This is a genomic window from Microcoleus sp. D3_18a_C4, assembly GCF_036702415.1.
Taxonomy (GTDB): Bacteria; Cyanobacteriota; Cyanobacteriia; order Cyanobacteriales; family Microcoleaceae; genus Microcoleus.
The window spans coordinates 1-16,108 of record NZ_JAUBTI010000029.1 but is presented as its reverse complement, the minus strand read 5'-3'; the positions used below and the strand labels follow the sequence as shown (position 1 = coordinate 16,108).

Below are 16,108 nucleotides of genomic sequence, written 5' to 3'. Positions count from 1 at the left end.
CTCTGTTTATTTGCCTGTAGAAATATGGCAGATCGCGCTACAATAAAATGGCATTTTTGAGAGCTTGTTTGTTGAGGCGATCGCGGAGTTGAGATTCGCTACTTTCTGGGGTGACTGCTGCTTTTTCTGATGCCTTAGCGATCGGTAGTGGTTCGAGCAGTTGGGCTTGAGCTTCCTGAATTGAAGGGTAATTTTCAGCCCAGGATGAAATCGCTGCTGAAAGGACATCGATCTCATCGGATAAGGGTTCAATTAGCTGGGCTAGTTCGGTTAATTGTTCGGCCCCGAAGAGCGATCGCTGCTGAGTTAATAGTTCGATAAATGAGTCGATCTTTTGTTCGGGGAGTGACATCGATTCCCGTTGGATTTTTTTAATTGTTTGCCGAACAAATTCGATAGACAAATCTAATAATTGCGCGATCGTCTCTAAATTCATTCCAAACGCTATCATCCGACGAATGGCTTCTAACTTCGCCTGCAGCTCACCTTCCTGCTTACCTTGTTCGAGTCCTTCTTCTAAGCCTTCTTGCTTGACTTCCTGGTAAAATCGAGTTTGTCTGAGTTCGCTTAAATTCAACATGGCGGCAATTTCCTCGCGGCTTTTCTGGGGGAGTTTGTAGACGATAATTGTTTCGATGAGGTTAATTAAATCGCGTAGAACGGTTGGATCGGACAACTGTTGTCGGGCCATTGCGATCGACTGGCGTGCTTGTTCTGCTGCTGTCTCTGCTGGCTCGATTACCAGTTTAACAACTTTCACTCCCAGCGATCGATCTGCGGCTTCTGGCAATTCATCAAGGTAAATCCGTTGGACGCGCTGACTGGTTAAGAGTTCCTGAAATTGCAGCATCTGTTCGTGTTCGATGCGACGATTGGGATAGATGACAACCACGCGCCAAGGATTGAGGGGTTTGTATTGTCGCAGATAGAGAAAGAGTTCGCCAAAGATGCGGTAGTACAAGTCGGCATCGGGTTGAAACTGAACTTCAGCCAAGTAAAATGGTTTTTCAGGTTCTTCGGTTTTGGGGAGAAATAACCCGTCGATGCGGAATGCGAGTTGTTTGATTTCGCGGGAGGTGAATTCATAGGCGGTGGCTTCGTCTGGGGAACGATCGATCAGTTCAAAGAAGAAGCGGGGAAATTCCTGAAACAGGCTGTAGAAAATGGTGTCTGTTTTCATGAGTTGTCGATGCGAATCGAAGATGGGTACTATACCATGCCAAGAGAGAACCATGACACAAGAACCGATTTTTGAAGAAAGCAGTGGCAACGTATTCGCTGACCTCGGTCTGAAGGATGCAGATGAACTTTTTATGCGAGGCCAAATAGGGATTCAAGTAATCCGTATCCTGAAACAACGCAACTTGAAACAGCGCGAAGTTAGTCAAATTCTTGGCATTCCACAACCAGAAGTCTCTCATTTAATCAACGGAGAGTTTCAACGGTTCAGCGAAGGCAAACTACTGCTTTTCCTCAAGCGACTAGATACGGAAATTACTTTACATCTTCGCCCTCGTAATGGGGGAAATCAATCTGCTGAAATTGCGATATTGTTATAGAGCTTTGGGAACCGATTGCCCTGTTGACTTTTTTCGCAAAGGCGATCGGGGATTTCTAGCTTTTATCTATCGCCAAGTCGAGAGATATTGACGTAGAAACCTGGTTTTTTGCCCCTGGCGCGTAAGTCCTATTCAATAAACAGTGCCTTGAGTATGCTTAAATAAGCTTAGACACATACTAGCCATATTTAAACCAGTGAACTTTCAATCAGTCATTGCCACCTTAAACAAATTCTGGAGCGATCGAGGCTGCCTGATCGCCCAATCCTACGACACAGAAAAAGGTGCAGGAACCATGAATCCCCACACCTTTCTCAGAGCAATCGGCCCTGAACCTTGGTCAGTCGCCTACATCGAACCCTGTCGCCGCCCCACCGACGGACGCTACGGCGAAAATCCCAACCGCTTCCAACATTACTATCAATATCAAGTTTTAATTAAACCCTCTCCTCCCAACATCCAAGACATCTATTTAGACTCCCTCAGAGCATTAGGAATTAGCCCTGAAGACCACGACATTCGTTTCGTAGAAGACAACTGGGAATCGCCCACCCTCGGAGCTTGGGGCGTCGGCTGGGAAGTCTGGCTCGACGGTATGGAAATCACCCAGTTTACCTACTTTCAACAGTGCGGTAGCATTGACTGTCGCCCCGTATCCATTGAAATTACCTACGGACTAGAACGCCTAGCAATGTATCTCCAAGAAGTCGATGCGATGACGAAAATTCAGTGGAAAGATGGCATCACTTACGGCGACGTTCACCTGCAAGGAGAAATAGAACAGTGTACTTATAACTTTGAAGCTTCCAATCCCGAATTGCTGTTTACTCTATTTGGATTGTACGAGCAAGAAGCAGAACAATTGACAAAAAAAGGATTGGTTTTGCCTAGTCTTGATTATGTGTTAAAATGTTCTCACACTTTCAATTTACTCGATGCTAGAGGTGTGATTTCGGTAACGGAAAGAACTCGGTATATCACCAAAATTCGCAATTTGGCGCGGCGAGTTGCTCAGCTTTATTTGGAACAGCGGGAAAAGCTGGGTTTTCCTTTAGAAAAAGCTGTAAAAGTTTGAGTTTGAGTTGGATTGTGGGGAGTAGGGGGTTGGGCATCTTGCCTGCTTCCAGAACGGGCAAGATGCCCGTTCCACAATGAGTGAGTTGGATTGGGGAGTGGGCATCTTGCCTGGTTCCAGAACGGGCAAGATGCCCGTTCCACGAAAGCCATATTTTTAATTAATTAAATGCCTAATTATTCGGAAAATAATACAGAAACAAATCCTCAACTGCGAATTGACGGTGTAAGCTTGAAAACACCGATCGCCTCTAGTCATTTGTTGGAAAATATATCGTTTCAGGTACACAAGGGAGCTCGCGTGGCAATTGTTGGCCCTTCAGGTGCCGGCAAAACAACGCTGTTGCGGTTGCTAAATCGGCTCAGCACTCCCACCAGTGGCTCGATTTATCTGGAAAATACAGAATATCGCCAAATACCTGCGATCGAACTCCGCAAACAAATCACCCTCATCCTGCAAGAATCCAAGCTTTTGGGAATGTCGGTGCGAGAAGCATTGGCTTATCCTTTGAAGCTGCGGGGGGTGACTGCATCAAACATTGCTGAGAGAATTAGCGGGGCGATCGAACAACTGCACATACCCCAGGAATGGCTCAATCGCACCGAATTGCAGCTTTCCACAGGCCAAAAACAGCTCGTGGCGATCGCCCGCGGCATCATCCTGCAACCAAAAATCTTGCTTTTAGACGAACCAACATCCGCCCTAGACGCAGGAAAAGCCGCCCACCTTTTGCAAGTATTGATACAGCTAACAAACGGCCAAACCACAATTGTAATGGTAAACCATCAATTAGAATTAGCCGAGCAATTTAGCACGCGAATTCTGCATTTACAGCGCGGAAAGCTCATCGAAGATTTGCCATCTCATCAAATAAATTGGATGCAACTGCGGCAAAATTTAATCCAAGCAGAAGCAGAAGCCCAACTAGAATGGTGAACAAACTAAAAAACAATTTCTGCGACGGGTTGCGTAATTAATTTGGATGTTTTAACCGCAGAGGGCGCAGAGGGCGCAGAGAAAGAGAGGGGAACAAAGAAAAAGAGCCGTTTACAAATTGTTTAGGAAATTAAACCCATTTTTTGATAAATTGGTTTGACTAAATGTTTTAAAGCGGGCAACTGTTTGGTAAAAACTATGGAGCCTAAAACACAAATTATACCTCCAATGATGACTGTATTGGGAGCGCCGATATAATTGGCTAATCCGCCGGCCACTAAATTACCAAACGGTGTTACTCCAAAAAATGCCATTGTGTATATGCTCATCACTCTTCCGCGTTTGTCGTCTTCCACAATTGTTTGCAAAAATGTGTTTCCTCCTGCAAATTGGATAATGAAACCAAACCCCACAAACAACATCATGATTAATGACAGCCATAAGACGCGGGACAAACCAAAACCTATCAGTCCGAATCCCATAATGGCCGGTGACATCGCAATCAATTTGCCGAGGCCAACTATACTTTTGCGAGAAATCAAATAAATCGCCCCCGCAAAGGCTCCGACTCCCGAAGATGCCATCAAAAAGCCGAGGGTTTGTGCGTCGCCTTGCAGTATTTTGGTGGCAAAAATCGGGACTAATACTGTGTGCGACATTCCGGCAAAACTGACTAATGCTAATAGCAGTAAAATTGCTCGAATCGGCGGAAAACCGAAGGCATAAACGAATCCTTCTTTTAATCTTTGTAAGGGTTTGGTATTAGTTGCGGCAATTTTTCGGGGTTTGATCTGCATCGCTAATAAGCCTGCAATTACAGCGATGTAGCTGAGTCCGTCAATGAGAAAGCAATAACTTGCCCCGACTGTAGCTATTAGCAAACCTGCAATTGCTGGGCCGATTAATCGGGCTCCGTTGAACATGGAAGCGTTAAGGGCGATCGCATTTGCTAAATCTTCTTTCTTTTCTACAAGTTCCGGCACAAAAGCTTGCCGTGCCGGCGCGTCAAACGCATTAATTGCGCCTTGAAAGAAACTCAGTACCAGGATCTGCCAAATGTTAACGACTCCTGTGAGCGCTAAAAATGCTAGCGCTAAGGATTGAACCATTGCTAATATTTGAGTGGCAATTAGGACTCGGTGGCGGTTCCAGCGATCGATTAAAACTCCTGCAAAAGGCAGTAAAATTAATGTGGGGATTTGACTTGTAAATCCCACCACGCCGAGCATCCAAGGTGAATCGCTCAAATTGTAGACAAGCCAAACAGTAGCGACTTGCGTCATCCAACTGCCAATCAGTGAGAGGCCTTGTCCTGCAAAAAACAGGCGATAATTTCTCGATCGCAGCGCTGGAGGAAGTTTTATTGTTTTGATTTTTGCTAGTAGATTCATGCTGCAAGTACGGCTAGAGCAATCCTATTTGATTGGTAAACATTTTTTAGGGTAGCGCCCCTAAGCCTACCCCTAATTAGCGAAGGGCAACCATCGGGGGACTGCCCCTAGACTCATTATTACGAATCATTGAGAATTGGGATATGAGCCGAAGGTTCTATTTTCACAACTCCCGAAAACTGAGATGTTGCACCATTCTCAATAAGCTTTTTATGAACAGGCTTTTCGGCCTGTTCCACAAGAAAATTCACTCTGTGTGGAACAGGCCGGAAAGCCTGTTCTTGAGAATGGTGCAAGATGTGAGGAAAACCAAGATTTGAGTAGAGTTAAATTTTTGCCCGTAGGAAAACGATCGCCACATTTAAATTTTTCTGTCGCGATCGCTTGACTAACGAGAAATTCCTTCCCCGAACCCTTCCCTCAATTAATGCTCAACAGCCAAGTACCGAGGTAACGCAGCAAGGGAACGTCACCGGGGGTGCGGATGCGGACGTTGAAATGGTACATTCCGCCGGGAGATGGGTTTCTGACGTTGGAGAGTACAACCTCAACATTGTTGCCGGCGGCAATTGGTTCTTTGGGATAAATTTCTATGAAACGATTTTCTTTGTCCCAGATTACTTCTTGCAATTCTATTGTTTTGTTTTTGACGCGCACTTTAATGTCTTTTTGGTCAAATTCGCCTTTGTAGTAGTCTGGATAGGATATGTTGAGTTGGGCGATCGCCAAACTTACTTTGTTGGAAGGAATTCGCAGCCGATATCTATCGCCACTCATCCCGGCTGTACCGTAATCCAAGCGATAGTTTAATTGGTTGGCGCGTTCGGGGCCGCCGAAAATCGTGAATCCTGGCATGGACTGGGCTAAACTGATGGCGGGTAATCCAGCCACCAAGCAACCTGTAACCGCTAGTGCTGAAAATAATCGTCGCATAACAACTCCTCTAATTAAACTCTTGGTGAACCTTTAATATCGATCGCCCGAAATTTGCGATCGTGCCTACAATATATCGAATGTCTCAGCAATTTGATGAGGGCGAGCCGATTTTAGATTTTAGATTTTAGATTTTAGATTTACTCCCGTCTGCTTTGAGAATGAATCTGGGGGCTGGTTAGAACCCGACGCTTTTCTGTGCCTCCATCCTAAGTCTCCGAAACGCTGAATCTGGGAACCTCCGAACAAATTGCTCGATCGTCAATTATTTTTTGCGTATTTTTTGCGTAATACTGATAACTGACATTCTAACTACAGAATTAGGCGACATAAAATTATATCATAATCTGTGGCTAACTTAACAATTTAGCGAATTTGAATGTATAAGATAAGTTAAAGATACGGGTGGAATTTGGGCGATCGGCTTTAGTATCAACGAGAGAAGTTTAGGGGAACGGCTGCTTCAATGTAAAGCAAGGCATCGGGCGATTAAAAATCGCACTTCAAGAAACCTGCGGAGGCAGGTTTTGTCTGTGCAGGCGCGGTTTCAACCGTCCTAGGAAGGCTTAAATAAGGAGAGTTCATGAAATTAGCGATCGCAAAAGAAATAGCAGCAGGGGAACGCCGGGTGGCTTTAGTACCCGACGCTGTAGCCCGATTAGTTAAACAGGGCGTCGAAGTTTGGGTTGAGGCCGGTGCCGGCGCACAATCCTTTTTTTCGGATCTTGCTTACGAAGAAGCGGGAGCTCAGGTTGTCGCCGATACCGCTAGGCTGTGGGGCGAAGCCGATGTCGTCGTCAAAATCGGGGCCCTGCAAGAATCAGAAGTTCATCAACTCCGGGAAGGAGGCGTTTTCATCGGATTTTTGAATCCTCTGGGAGATCCAGCTTTAGTGCAGCGTTTAGCCGATCGCCAAGTAACGGCATTCAGCATGGAAATGATCCCGCGTACCAGCCGCGCTCAAAGTATGGATGCGCTGTCATCTCAGGCTAACGTCGCCGGTTACAAAGCGGTACTGATCGCAGCCGCAGCTTTGCCGAAATATTTCCCGATGCTGACAACGGCCGCAGGTACAATTCGCCCCGCGAAAGTATTGGTAATGGGTGTGGGCGTTGCTGGCTTACAGGCGATCGCCACGGCGCGTCGTTTGGGTGCGGTAGTCGAAGCCTTCGACATCCGCCCGGAAACAAAAGAACAAGTGCAAAGTTTGGGCGCTAAATTCCTTGATGTCGAACTCAAGGAAGAAACCGTCGCCGCCGGAGGCTATGCTAAAGAGCTATCAGAAGCGGCTAAAGAATACACCCGCCAAGTGCTCACCCAACACGTCAGCGCTTCCGATGCAGTGATTACAACCGCTCAAGTTCCCGGCAGAAAAGCACCTATTTTAGTTACTAGAGAAATGGTTTCTCAAATGAAGCCCGGATCGGTAATTGTTGACCTCGCGGGCGAACAAGGCGGCAATTGCGAATGCACGGAAGCGGGGAAAGATGTTGAATGGAACGGCGTTAATGTCATCGGCCCGATTAATGTGCCCTCGTCGATGCCTGTCCACGCTAGCGAAACTTACTCGAAGAATATCTCGGCTTTAGTTCAGTTGATGGTGAAAGATAAGGAACTCAATTTGAATTTTGAAGACGATATCATTGCTGGTGCTTGCGTTGCCCGCGACGGTGAGATTAGCAACCAGCGGGTGCGGGATGCTTTGACTGCTCAGGCATCAGCCGTCAGTTAGATTCTGTCGTTATGAGGCACAGTCCGGCAAGGGTTGAAACCCCTGCCTCAAAGCTAAAGTCCTCTGAAGAGGACTGAAGAACTGATTAAATATCTCCAAAAAAGGCTTTTTTGAACAGGCTTTCCGGCCTGTTCCACAAGAATTATTGGAGAGGTCTATTAGTCCTCTTAAGAGGACTTGGGCTATTAGCCAGGGAATTCATTCCCTGGCGGACGCAACCGGGAACGAGTTATTTCCAATTACCAATTACCAATTGTTATGGCAGAAGGATTGATTGCAGGTTTAGTGGTGTTTACTCTAGCGTCGTTTGTGGGATTTGAAGTAATCAATAAAGTCCCGCCGACGCTGCACACACCTTTGATGTCGGGATCGAATGCGATTTCGGGAATTGCCGTTTTAGGTGCAATTCTGATTTCTGGTCAAGGCAATGTGACTGTTACTTCGATTTTGGGGACGATCGCGATCGCCCTGGCCACAATTAACGTTGTCGGCGGTTTTTTAGTAACCGATCGAATGCTGCAAATGTTCAAGAAAAAAGAGGTTAAAGCGTGAGCGATTTTCTGCCCAGTGGCATTCAACTAGGTTATTTAGTTGCCGCATCTTTGTTTATTATCGGTTTGAAACAGTTGGGTTCCCCTGCAACCGCCCGTCAAGGGAATGTGTTAGCTGCGATCGGGATGTTAATTGCGATCGTCGGTACGTTGCTGGAAAAGCAAGTCATCAGCTACGAATTGATTGCTGTCGGAATTATCGTCGGTTCCATTTTGGGAACAATTATGGCGAATACGGTGGCGATGACGGATATGCCGCAGATGGTGGGTTTGCTTAACGGTTTTGGGGGCGCGGCTTCTGCACTCGTTGCTGTGGGCGAATTCTGGCGCTATCTCAGCATCCCGGAATCGCCAACTCCAGACGCGACAATCACGATCCTTTTGGGTGTGTTGATTGGCGGAATTACTTTCACTGGTAGCCTTGTGGCCTTTGCGAAGCTGCAAGAATTGCTACCGGGTGCGCCAATGACGTTTCCGCTGCAACAGCCGTTTAATGCCATGCTGGCGATCGCACTTTTAGCCGGCAGCGGTTATATGCTGACGAAGCCGGAGGATGTGCCGGTATTCCTGGCTTTGGTGGCGATTTCTAATATTCTGGGAATCATGTTTGTGCTACCGATTGGCGGTGGCGATATGCCGGTGGTGGTGTCGCTGCTTAATTCTTATTCGGGGATTGCGGCGAGTGTGGCTGGGTTCATTTTGATGAACAATATGCTGATTATCGCTGGTGCGTTGGTGGGCGCGTCGGGGATTATTTTGACGCAAATCATGTGCAAGGCGATGAATCGATCGCTTTCTAGTGTGCTGTTTAGCGCCTTTGGTAGCGGTGGCGGTAGTGCTGCGGCTGCTGTTGGGGCTGCTGGTGCTACTGACAAAACTGTTCGCAGCATCAATCTCGAAGAAAGTGCGATGATGTTGGGTTATGCGCGATCGGTTGTAATTATTCCCGGTTACGGAATGGCTGTAGCGCAAGCACAGCACGCCGTGCGCGAGTTAGCCGACGGTTTGGAAAAAATGGGTGTTGACGTGAAATACGCGATTCACCCGGTGGCTGGGCGGATGCCGGGGCACATGAATGTGCTCTTAGCCGAAGCAAACGTGCCTTATCCGCAGTTGTACGATATGGACGACATCAATCCGCAGTTTGAAGAAACGGATGTGGCGTTGGTGATTGGTGCGAATGATGTGGTGAATCCGGCGGCGCGTCACGATACGGCGAGCCCGATTTATGGGATGCCGATTTTGGAGGTTGATAAGGCTAAGCATACGATCGTGATTAAGCGCGGGATGAGTGCTGGTTTTTCCGGTGTAGATAATGAGTTGTTCTACAAGGATAAGACGATGATGTTGTTTGGTAGCGCTAAGGATGTGGTTGCCAAATTGGTTTCTGAGGTGAAGCAGTTGTAAGATTTTTTAGGACTCAATAAAAACCCGGTTTCTTGGAGAAACCGGGTTTTTGTTTTGGGGTTGTATAGATGCTAATCTAGGCTACTCGTTCACTTCAAAAAGATATCGAGGTAATCCTGACTGCCGAATAATAGACTGCAAAGTGCCAATTTTGATTTCTGAATAATTTAGTACAGGAACCGTTACAGTTGTATTGGGTAGTCGTTGCGGCATGATAATATGACTGCCACGCTGTCGCACTTGAACAAAGTCATATTGTTCTAAAATCTGACAAACTTGAGCCGCTGATAGAACCCGCAGTTTACCCAACACTCACCTCTACACGAGTCACAAAAAATTCACTATGCAGTCGATTCTTGACTTCAGAAGGATCTGCTGTTTCAAAAAATAGTTCCAGCGCTTCGATCAGATTTTGTCGCGCTTCTTCTATATTGTCACCTTGGCTGGCAATATCAAGTTCTGGGCAAAGGGATATATAGCCGTCGCCTTCTCGTTCAATAATTGCTGTAAACTGTTGTGTTGACTTCATAATTTGAAGTGGCGGACTGCCAAGCTCAAACAATTATAGTTTTACTTGAGATTATATCACATCTTTCGCTGTTCGGTGGAGAAGGGCGATCGCCCTATACAATGCTAGCTTGGTTTAAATAGTCACGGGCGATCGGTGCTAGTCACATATACCTGCGATCGGAGATTTTTTAAATATAATGAAATCCTAAAGAATTAATAGAACTGCAAAACTTGTACTAACCTTAGAGCTAACGTCAATTAAATTAAAAAATTTTCAACTATGTCCGATCAACCTTTTAATATCCGCCAACTCAATGACCTAGATTATGACGAAGCAGAACCACTCCTGGAAGATTATCAGGAAACGCTAATCGAGCTATTTGTCAATTCTCCCGAAGGAGAAGAATACTGTAAAACTTATCCAGACGTGGGATTTTGGATCGCGCAGTTCATTTATTACGGTTTCGGCTATGAAGGTTTTACGCTGCCTCGCATGAAAGTGGAAGATGCGGCAACTGTAGTCGAAGAGTTGTTTCCCAGGAAAGTGAGTTTGCTTTCGTCGGAAGAAGGTGAAAATGCTATCCCGGAATTATTGGCGTTCTGGCAATTTTTGAAGCGAGAATTTAAACTGCGAAATGCCACTTCAATTATCAAATACCTGCGCGATATCGAGCCGGAATTTAAGGAGATTATGGAAGATTCCTCTAAATTTGGATTTGCCAAATCTTTTGTAACGCTGGGTCATCAAGCAGGGTTTGATATAAGTACGGGGGAAGGTCTAACACAATTTCAGGAGATATATAATGCTAGCATTGCTCCTCTACTTGCAGCTAAAAACTCCGAGACATCGGGATTTTCCAGCCAACCGATAAGTGATAGTGCTGTCAATGGATCTAAAGCAAGTAAAGAAAAACAAAAAAAAGCAAAAAATACGGCGGCTGAATCGAGAAAACGCAACCGCACCAAGAAAAAATGAGGTTTAGCAAGTATCTATCCTCACTTCACTCTTCTTCGGATTTTTCTCAGCATCTTGTTAGCTTCTTCCCTCCCGCGAAACTTCCAAACTAATAAATAACACATCAAACAAAACCCGAAGATTCCTAACACGATCGCACTTTCTTCCGGTGAGTTGGTAGTTCTATCGAACTTCCCACTCTTCGGACTTGCTGGGATGTTGTTAGTTCGATCGACCGTTCGATCGCCCGCTTGCAAGTTAAAATTGTGTTGTTCAATCGCATTACTATTTTTAAATTTTCGATCTATTTCTTGAAATGACTTCGCCTGTTCGCAGCTTGTTAAGGATAATCCAATAAGGATAAAAATTAAGAAATAACAGCGACATTTCATGATTTTTACCTTTCGGTCAGCGAAAAAGAGAATAAATCCATATAGGGCTTACTGACTCCGACAAAGAAACCGGGTTTTTATCTAATCTGTCGGTAGCCACGAAGTATTTTCCTAAAAAACCCGGTTTCTGGGCCCCTATCTCCAGGACTATTCTATCTACTATAATAGCATTAAACGAATTCAGGAAACATTTCCAAACTAAACCAGGAAACTGATTCAATGCCGTCTATATCTTTTGATGCTTACCTCAAGTCGATTCAAAATAACCTGCAAAAAGGTAGCGAGCGCAGCCATTATCCAGCGATGAAAGATTTGCTGGATGACTCAGACAATGACATTGAGGCCATAGTTGAAGAAAAAGGCAATAAGGCAGGAATTCCAGACTTTACCGTGAGGCGGCGGGAACTATTGGTGGGTTATGTAGCAGCCAAAGACGTTGGGCTAGACCTGGATCAGATAGAAAAATCGGAGCAATTGCAGCGGTATATAGAAGCGTTTCCGAATCTAGTATTGACCAATTATTTAGAGTTTCGTTGGTATGTGAATGGGAAGCGCAGGCAGAAGGAAATTTTAGCAGACCGTAATGAGAATAAGCTGCAAGTAAGGGCTACAGAAAAGATTGCGGCTCTGCTAGATCAGTTTATCAATTATACAGGCGAGATTATCAGCAGTCCTGAAGACCGGGCGCGACAGATGGCGAGGTTGACGAAGGCAATCCGGTTAGCAACAACAACTGCGCTGGAGGGAGAAAGGAAAGACGGTGAATTACATCAACTAAAACAGGGCTTTAGTGAGGTGTTGTTGCCCGATTTGAATGATGCTGATTTTGCTGATATGTATGCTCAGACGATTTCTTATGGGTTATTTGTGGCAAGAGTTGGTCATGCTCAAAATCCAGGGGGTGAACCGTTTACTCGGCGCACGGCGGGCACGTATATTCCGGCAACAAACCCTTTTTTGAAGCGATTGTTTAATACGATCGTCCGTCGAAACGGATGCAGTCAGTCAGATCGATTGGGCGATCGACGATGGGGTGCAATTGCTGTCTCAGGTTGATATGGGCAGCATTCTTGAAAACTTTGGGCAGCGCACTCGTCAAGAAGACCCGGTGGTGCATTTTTATGAAACGTTTTTGGCGGCGTACAATGCAGCCCTGCGAAAGAGTCGAGGGGTTTATTACACACCGGAACCTGTGGTGTCGTTTATTGTGCGATCGGTTGATGCCATTCTCAAAGACCGCTTGGATCTGCCATTAGGATTAGCTGATAACGCCAAAGATCCAGTAACACAAAAGCCGAAAGTGCAAATTCTCGACCCTGCAACGGGTACGGGTACGTTTTTGTATGAAGTGGTAAAGCAAATTTACCGCAATCTAGAAGAAATTGGCATGGCGAATCAGTGGGATAGCTATGTGCGAGACAATTTGCTGAATCGGTTGTTTGGATTTGAGTTATTGATGGCTCCCTATGCCATTGCTCATCTCAAGCTAGGGCTAGAACTTCAAGAACTTGGTTACAAATTTAAGGACAAACAACGATTAGGCATTTACCTCACCAATACGCTGGATGAGGCAATGAAAAAGTCAGAGATTTTGTTTGGTCAGTTTGTGGCACAGGAAGCAAACGAAGCTTCGATGGTAAAACGAGATACACCTGTGATGGTGGTGTTGGGCAATCCGCCCTATTCAGGACATTCAGCAAATAAAAGTAAGTGGATTGAGAGTTTGGTACAGGATTATTACTATGTGGATGGTCTACCGTTAGGAGAACGCAATTCCAAATGGTTACAGGATGATTATGTAAAATTCATCCGCTTTGGACAATGGCGAGTGAGTGAAACAGGCTACGGAGTTTTAGCGTTTGTCACTAATCACGGCTATCTGGATAATCCAACGTTTCGAGGAATGCGCCAGAACTTGATGCAAACCTTTACTGATATCTACATTTTAGATTTACACGGTAATTCTAAGAAGAAAGAAGTTTCTCCCGATGGTTCACCCGATCAAAACGTTTTTGATATTCAACAAGCTGTCAGTATTGGGATTTTTATCAAGGCTCCTGGAAAGCATACACCTGCTAAAGTTCATCATGCGGAGTTATGGGGCGATAGCGCATCTAAATATGAAAGCTTAAATTTATTAGATATTAATCAATAGTCCGGACAGTTTTTATAGGGCTAAATGGCTTAGGCTCTAAGACTTTGAGCCACTGTGGATAATTAAATCAATGTCAGCTTTACCCCTGACTTACATTTTATTCGACTTTTTTATGATCCTTGCCCCGCGTAAGCTTGTAGTATCGTTCCAAAAACTGTCCGGAGTATTGTTTACTGGCAGGCAGTATATATGTCGGTGGATCACTTGGCATGGAAATGGTTACTGGCTATTATGCAGATGCGGTAGGTCAGCGAAACTTGATATACGGTTTGATGGCTTCTGTTGAGGAAATTTTGGAAATGGTAGGGGCGATCGTATTCATCTACGCCCTGCTGTCTTACATCGGTTCCCATCTTGAAACTATTGATTTGCGGTTGAAGATATTGGATAATCCAGAGAGATAAAACTGACGATCGCCCAAGATTTTTATGCCGATTGAAATCGAGGACATTATGACTATCTACTTCTACACCACTGGCAGCGAATACGGGTGTTTTTCTAATTTTTCCAGTCATGGATTCGATTTAGACGGAGAATATTGGCCAACTACCGAACATTATTTTCAAGCACAAAAGTTTCCCAAAACGGCTCATTGTGACCAAATTCGCCAAGCAAAAACGCCGAAAGATGCCGCAAAAATGGGGCGCGATCGCTCTCGTCCCCTCCGCAAAGATTGGGAAAAAGTAAAAGATGATATCATGAGAAAAGCCGTACTCCGAAAATTTGAAACTCATGCCGAAATTAGAGAAATTTTACTCGCTACTGCGGATGAGGAAATAGTCGAAAATTCCCCTGTTGATTACTATTGGGGTTGCGGTAAAGATGGCAGCGGCAAAAATATGTTGGGACAGATTTTAATGGAAGTAAGGGAAATATTGCGAAAACGCACGTCAGAGTAAAACAGAACTTAAATTTTCTAAACTAAAGCAGGACTTATTTAATCCTAAGTCCTGCAATGCTCGTCAGCGAGCATTTCCTCAATTTTCTTAAACACTGAACTTAAAAATCGGTCTGAGCAACTGTCAAAACTTGTGTCAATCTCGTCGGGCTGTTCTAGTAGAGGGTTTAGCCTCTCCTCAGAGACTGCGAAGCAGGGGAAACGGTAAAAACCCTGCACCACTTTTTTTGTTTTAACAACTACTCTCAACCGGAATTAACTTTTATGGTCGCAAGTACAGCATTGTTAGCCCGTCGCCTCCCGGACACCGTTCCCCTAAGGTTGGCGATTCACAGGTAAAACAGCAAAACACCTGTTCTGGTTAAAGTTTGTTTTTTATTTATGCTGTATCTTTCTATTGTGTACGATTTGTGGAAAGTGTCAGCAGTGCTACAGAATTCTTTACATTTGTGATTTATTTGGATACAATCGCGCCACTCTGTCGCAGTTGCTGTTGAATTTTGTTAAATTCTTTCTGTTCTGCGCTTAGCAAACTATTGTCGATCGGCGATCGCATATCCCACTGCAATTCGGACAATAACAACAAACAACCGGCCATAATTATGCCTGTGGTTAGATACTGCCAAGGAGCAACCAATGTTAGTAGAGGTATGCTAAATAAATGAGTTAGTCCAATCAGGAGAAAAGTGCGCGATCGCAAACCTAATCCCGTCAACAAATAGCCGATCGCGCTCAACCCCAACCACAAATCGCAAAGGTGCAGCAACAAACCTGCCCAACCGGCAAAAATACTGCAATCGGTCAGAACCAAACCAGTTATCATCAAAATCGCCCAAGAGTAAAGAATCCAGCTAACTCGCTCGACTCTTACCCAAAACAAAGTCAAAACAGCCATTACCGCAGTGCCAATTAGAGTCAAAGTTGACCACAGAATCGCCTGAAAGCTCCAACTGATGGGGACAAACTGAGCCGTAAAAAAAATCGCCCCAGTCACCAAACCCCAAAGCAGAAAAGTTTGGTCGATGCGGGTATAAAATCCTGAGAAAAGAGTAATATTTCCAATTTGCCAGCGGAGTTGCAACAGGCCTTCGATGTCTTGTACGTCGAGATGTTCCTGTTTGCAGCGGATTAGGGGTTCGGAGGCGTTGAAAAAGGTCATCCAGTGTTGGGGAAAGTATGAAGTTTTGTGTATTGTAACAAGTCTTAAGGAATATTTTTCAGATTTTTTCTTGTTTCCCGGCTCTTCCTGGGGACGCAGATTTGGAGGCTCTGCTTGCTGTTTTCCTCAGCAACCGAAGAGGCAGAAGGCTGCGTTAAGCTTTGGACTAACGCAGCCTTGAAGTTTGAGTTGAGTTTAAGCAAGTCTCCAATTCTTATCTTTTGGAGTTGTTAACCAAAAATCAATAGTTTCAGCCGTTCTCACTCTAGATTCTAGAGTAATTCTAGACAGCTAACGTGTTTACGCCGTTTCAACCGTTCAGCTAGGTTACTTAAAAGGAATATTCTCTAGATAAATTCTAGACAGCAGTAGGGTAGTGATATTTACGATTGTGCTGCAGGCCGAAACTCAATATCGACTTTAAAGTAAATCACTAGCGACACCATACCGTACCG

General features: G+C 45.0%; 19 protein-coding genes. 12 read left to right on the top strand and 7 right to left on the bottom strand.

Annotated features, from left to right (window positions below):
• Positions 1–37: 37 nt before the first annotated feature.
• Positions 38–1,180 carry an Rpn family recombination-promoting nuclease/putative transposase gene (locus QUB16_RS15260; protein ID WP_333317266.1) on the bottom strand — a complete coding sequence of 381 codons (1,143 nt, stop codon included), beginning with the start codon at positions 1,178–1,180 and terminating at the stop codon, positions 38–40.
• A 52-nt stretch (positions 1,181–1,232) separates the two neighbouring features.
• Here QUB16_RS15260 and QUB16_RS15255 point away from each other — a divergent pair, with 52 nt between their 5' ends.
• The 3 genes from QUB16_RS15255 (at position 1,233) to QUB16_RS15245 (ending at position 3,570) form a co-directional block, all read left to right on the top strand.
• Positions 1,233–1,559 (top strand): XRE family transcriptional regulator, encoded by a 327-nt coding sequence (locus QUB16_RS15255; protein WP_333317264.1) that lies wholly within the window; start codon positions 1,233–1,235, stop codon positions 1,557–1,559.
• Between the two features lie 196 nt (positions 1,560–1,755).
• Positions 1,756–2,634 (top strand): glycine--tRNA ligase subunit alpha, encoded by an 879-nt coding sequence (glyQ, locus tag QUB16_RS15250; RefSeq protein WP_190660228.1) that lies wholly within the window; start codon positions 1,756–1,758, stop codon positions 2,632–2,634.
• A gap of 168 nt (positions 2,635–2,802) precedes the next feature.
• Positions 2,803–3,570 (top strand): ATP-binding cassette domain-containing protein, encoded by a 768-nt coding sequence (locus tag QUB16_RS15245; RefSeq protein ID WP_333317262.1) that lies wholly within the window; start codon positions 2,803–2,805, stop codon positions 3,568–3,570.
• 122 nt (positions 3,571–3,692) lie between these two features.
• On the opposite strand, the gene QUB16_RS15240 is transcribed toward QUB16_RS15245, so the two are convergent.
• The gene (locus QUB16_RS15240; RefSeq protein WP_333317260.1) at positions 3,693–4,961 is read right to left on the bottom strand and encodes an MFS transporter; all 1,269 of its coding nucleotides are present in this window, start codon (positions 4,959–4,961) and stop codon (positions 3,693–3,695) included.
• A gap of 256 nt (positions 4,962–5,217) precedes the next feature.
• On the opposite strand from QUB16_RS15240, the gene QUB16_RS15235 reads away from it, so the two are divergent.
• The gene (locus QUB16_RS15235) at positions 5,218–5,349 is read left to right on the top strand and encodes a hypothetical protein (RefSeq protein WP_333317258.1); all 132 of its coding nucleotides are present in this window, start codon (positions 5,218–5,220) and stop codon (positions 5,347–5,349) included.
• 32 nt (positions 5,350–5,381) lie between these two features.
• Here the strand turns inward: QUB16_RS15235 and QUB16_RS15230 are convergent, their stop codons facing one another.
• A complete protein-coding gene (locus QUB16_RS15230) occupies positions 5,382–5,894 on the bottom strand; it encodes a DUF2808 domain-containing protein (RefSeq protein ID WP_333317257.1) in 513 nt (170 codons plus the stop codon).
• A 583-nt stretch (positions 5,895–6,477) separates the two neighbouring features.
• Between QUB16_RS15230 and QUB16_RS15225 the strand changes: the two genes are divergently transcribed.
• From QUB16_RS15225 to QUB16_RS15215, 3 genes are all read left to right on the top strand, one after another.
• On the top strand, positions 6,478–7,626 hold the full coding sequence (locus tag QUB16_RS15225; RefSeq protein WP_333317255.1) for a Re/Si-specific NAD(P)(+) transhydrogenase subunit alpha: 1,149 nt from the start codon (positions 6,478–6,480) through the stop codon (positions 7,624–7,626).
• A 258-nt stretch (positions 7,627–7,884) separates the two neighbouring features.
• The gene (locus QUB16_RS15220; protein ID WP_006633295.1) at positions 7,885–8,178 is read left to right on the top strand and encodes an NAD(P) transhydrogenase subunit alpha; all 294 of its coding nucleotides are present in this window, start codon (positions 7,885–7,887) and stop codon (positions 8,176–8,178) included.
• A complete protein-coding gene (locus QUB16_RS15215; protein ID WP_333317253.1) occupies positions 8,175–9,584 on the top strand; it encodes an NAD(P)(+) transhydrogenase (Re/Si-specific) subunit beta in 1,410 nt (469 codons plus the stop codon). Before QUB16_RS15220 ends, QUB16_RS15215 begins: the two co-directional genes overlap by 4 nt.
• Before the next feature lie 81 nt (positions 9,585–9,665).
• Here the strand turns inward: QUB16_RS15215 and QUB16_RS15210 are convergent, their stop codons facing one another.
• Together QUB16_RS15210 and QUB16_RS15205 are read right to left on the bottom strand one after the other, a co-directional pair.
• The gene (locus QUB16_RS15210; RefSeq protein ID WP_333317251.1) at positions 9,666–9,896 is read right to left on the bottom strand and encodes a type II toxin-antitoxin system HicA family toxin; all 231 of its coding nucleotides are present in this window, start codon (positions 9,894–9,896) and stop codon (positions 9,666–9,668) included.
• Positions 9,886–10,113: a type II toxin-antitoxin system HicB family antitoxin gene (locus QUB16_RS15205; RefSeq protein ID WP_293192939.1), complete on the bottom strand. Its 228-nt coding sequence runs from the start codon at positions 10,111–10,113 to the stop codon at positions 9,886–9,888. The genes QUB16_RS15210 and QUB16_RS15205 overlap by 11 nt, the downstream gene beginning before the upstream one ends.
• Positions 10,114–10,374: 261 nt before the next feature.
• Here QUB16_RS15205 and QUB16_RS15200 point away from each other — a divergent pair, with 261 nt between their 5' ends.
• Positions 10,375–11,070: a hypothetical protein gene (locus QUB16_RS15200; protein ID WP_333317249.1), complete on the top strand. Its 696-nt coding sequence runs from the start codon at positions 10,375–10,377 to the stop codon at positions 11,068–11,070.
• Between the two features lie 20 nt (positions 11,071–11,090).
• Here the strand turns inward: QUB16_RS15200 and QUB16_RS15195 are convergent, their stop codons facing one another.
• Positions 11,091–11,441 carry a hypothetical protein gene (locus tag QUB16_RS15195; RefSeq protein WP_333317248.1) on the bottom strand — a complete coding sequence of 117 codons (351 nt, stop codon included), beginning with the start codon at positions 11,439–11,441 and terminating at the stop codon, positions 11,091–11,093.
• A 219-nt stretch (positions 11,442–11,660) separates the two neighbouring features.
• Between QUB16_RS15195 and QUB16_RS15190 the strand changes: the two genes are divergently transcribed.
• From QUB16_RS15190 to QUB16_RS15175, 4 genes are all read left to right on the top strand, one after another.
• On the top strand, positions 11,661–12,497 hold the full coding sequence (locus tag QUB16_RS15190; RefSeq protein ID WP_333317246.1) for a hypothetical protein: 837 nt from the start codon (positions 11,661–11,663) through the stop codon (positions 12,495–12,497).
• A 1-nt stretch (position 12,498) separates the two neighbouring features.
• Positions 12,499–13,596, top strand: a complete 1,098-nt coding sequence (locus tag QUB16_RS15185; protein ID WP_333317243.1) for an N-6 DNA methylase — start codon at positions 12,499–12,501, stop codon at positions 13,594–13,596.
• 209 nt (positions 13,597–13,805) lie between these two features.
• Positions 13,806–14,000, top strand: coding sequence for a hypothetical protein (locus QUB16_RS15180; protein ID WP_333317240.1), 195 nt, complete (start codon positions 13,806–13,808; stop codon positions 13,998–14,000).
• Positions 14,001–14,048: 48 nt separating this feature from the next.
• Positions 14,049–14,495, top strand: coding sequence for an NADAR family protein (locus QUB16_RS15175; protein WP_333317348.1), 447 nt, complete (start codon positions 14,049–14,051; stop codon positions 14,493–14,495).
• Between the two features lie 453 nt (positions 14,496–14,948).
• On the opposite strand, the gene QUB16_RS15170 is transcribed toward QUB16_RS15175, so the two are convergent.
• On the bottom strand, positions 14,949–15,653 hold the full coding sequence (locus QUB16_RS15170; protein ID WP_333317238.1) for a hypothetical protein: 705 nt from the start codon (positions 15,651–15,653) through the stop codon (positions 14,949–14,951).
• Between the last annotated feature and the right edge of the window lie 455 nt (positions 15,654–16,108).

What these genes read in the sequence shown, in the direction of transcription:
- QUB16_RS15260 (WP_333317266.1), bottom strand. Translation starts at nt 1,180, where the DNA reads ATGAAAACAGACACCATTTTCTACAGCCTGTTTCAGGAATTTCCCCGC.
- QUB16_RS15255 (WP_333317264.1), top strand. Translation starts at nt 1,233, where the DNA reads ATGACACAAGAACCGATTTTTGAAGAAAGCAGTGGCAACGTATTCGCT.
- QUB16_RS15245 (WP_333317262.1), top strand. Translation starts at nt 2,803, where the DNA reads ATGCCTAATTATTCGGAAAATAATACAGAAACAAATCCTCAACTGCGA.
- QUB16_RS15240 (WP_333317260.1), bottom strand. Translation starts at nt 4,961, where the DNA reads ATGAATCTACTAGCAAAAATCAAAACAATAAAACTTCCTCCAGCGCTG.
- QUB16_RS15230 (WP_333317257.1), bottom strand. Translation starts at nt 5,894, where the DNA reads ATGCGACGATTATTTTCAGCACTAGCGGTTACAGGTTGCTTGGTGGCT.
- QUB16_RS15225 (WP_333317255.1), top strand. Translation starts at nt 6,478, where the DNA reads ATGAAATTAGCGATCGCAAAAGAAATAGCAGCAGGGGAACGCCGGGTG.
- QUB16_RS15220 (WP_006633295.1), top strand. Translation starts at nt 7,885, where the DNA reads ATGGCAGAAGGATTGATTGCAGGTTTAGTGGTGTTTACTCTAGCGTCG.
- QUB16_RS15205 (WP_293192939.1), bottom strand. Translation starts at nt 10,113, where the DNA reads ATGAAGTCAACACAACAGTTTACAGCAATTATTGAACGAGAAGGCGAC.
- QUB16_RS15200 (WP_333317249.1), top strand. Translation starts at nt 10,375, where the DNA reads ATGTCCGATCAACCTTTTAATATCCGCCAACTCAATGACCTAGATTAT.
- QUB16_RS15195 (WP_333317248.1), bottom strand. Translation starts at nt 11,441, where the DNA reads ATGAAATGTCGCTGTTATTTCTTAATTTTTATCCTTATTGGATTATCC.
- QUB16_RS15190 (WP_333317246.1), top strand. Translation starts at nt 11,661, where the DNA reads ATGCCGTCTATATCTTTTGATGCTTACCTCAAGTCGATTCAAAATAAC.
- QUB16_RS15185 (WP_333317243.1), top strand. Translation starts at nt 12,499, where the DNA reads ATGGGCAGCATTCTTGAAAACTTTGGGCAGCGCACTCGTCAAGAAGAC.
- QUB16_RS15180 (WP_333317240.1), top strand. Translation starts at nt 13,806, where the DNA reads ATGGAAATGGTTACTGGCTATTATGCAGATGCGGTAGGTCAGCGAAAC.
- QUB16_RS15175 (WP_333317348.1), top strand. Translation starts at nt 14,049, where the DNA reads ATGACTATCTACTTCTACACCACTGGCAGCGAATACGGGTGTTTTTCT.
- QUB16_RS15170 (WP_333317238.1), bottom strand. Translation starts at nt 15,653, where the DNA reads ATGACCTTTTTCAACGCCTCCGAACCCCTAATCCGCTGCAAACAGGAA.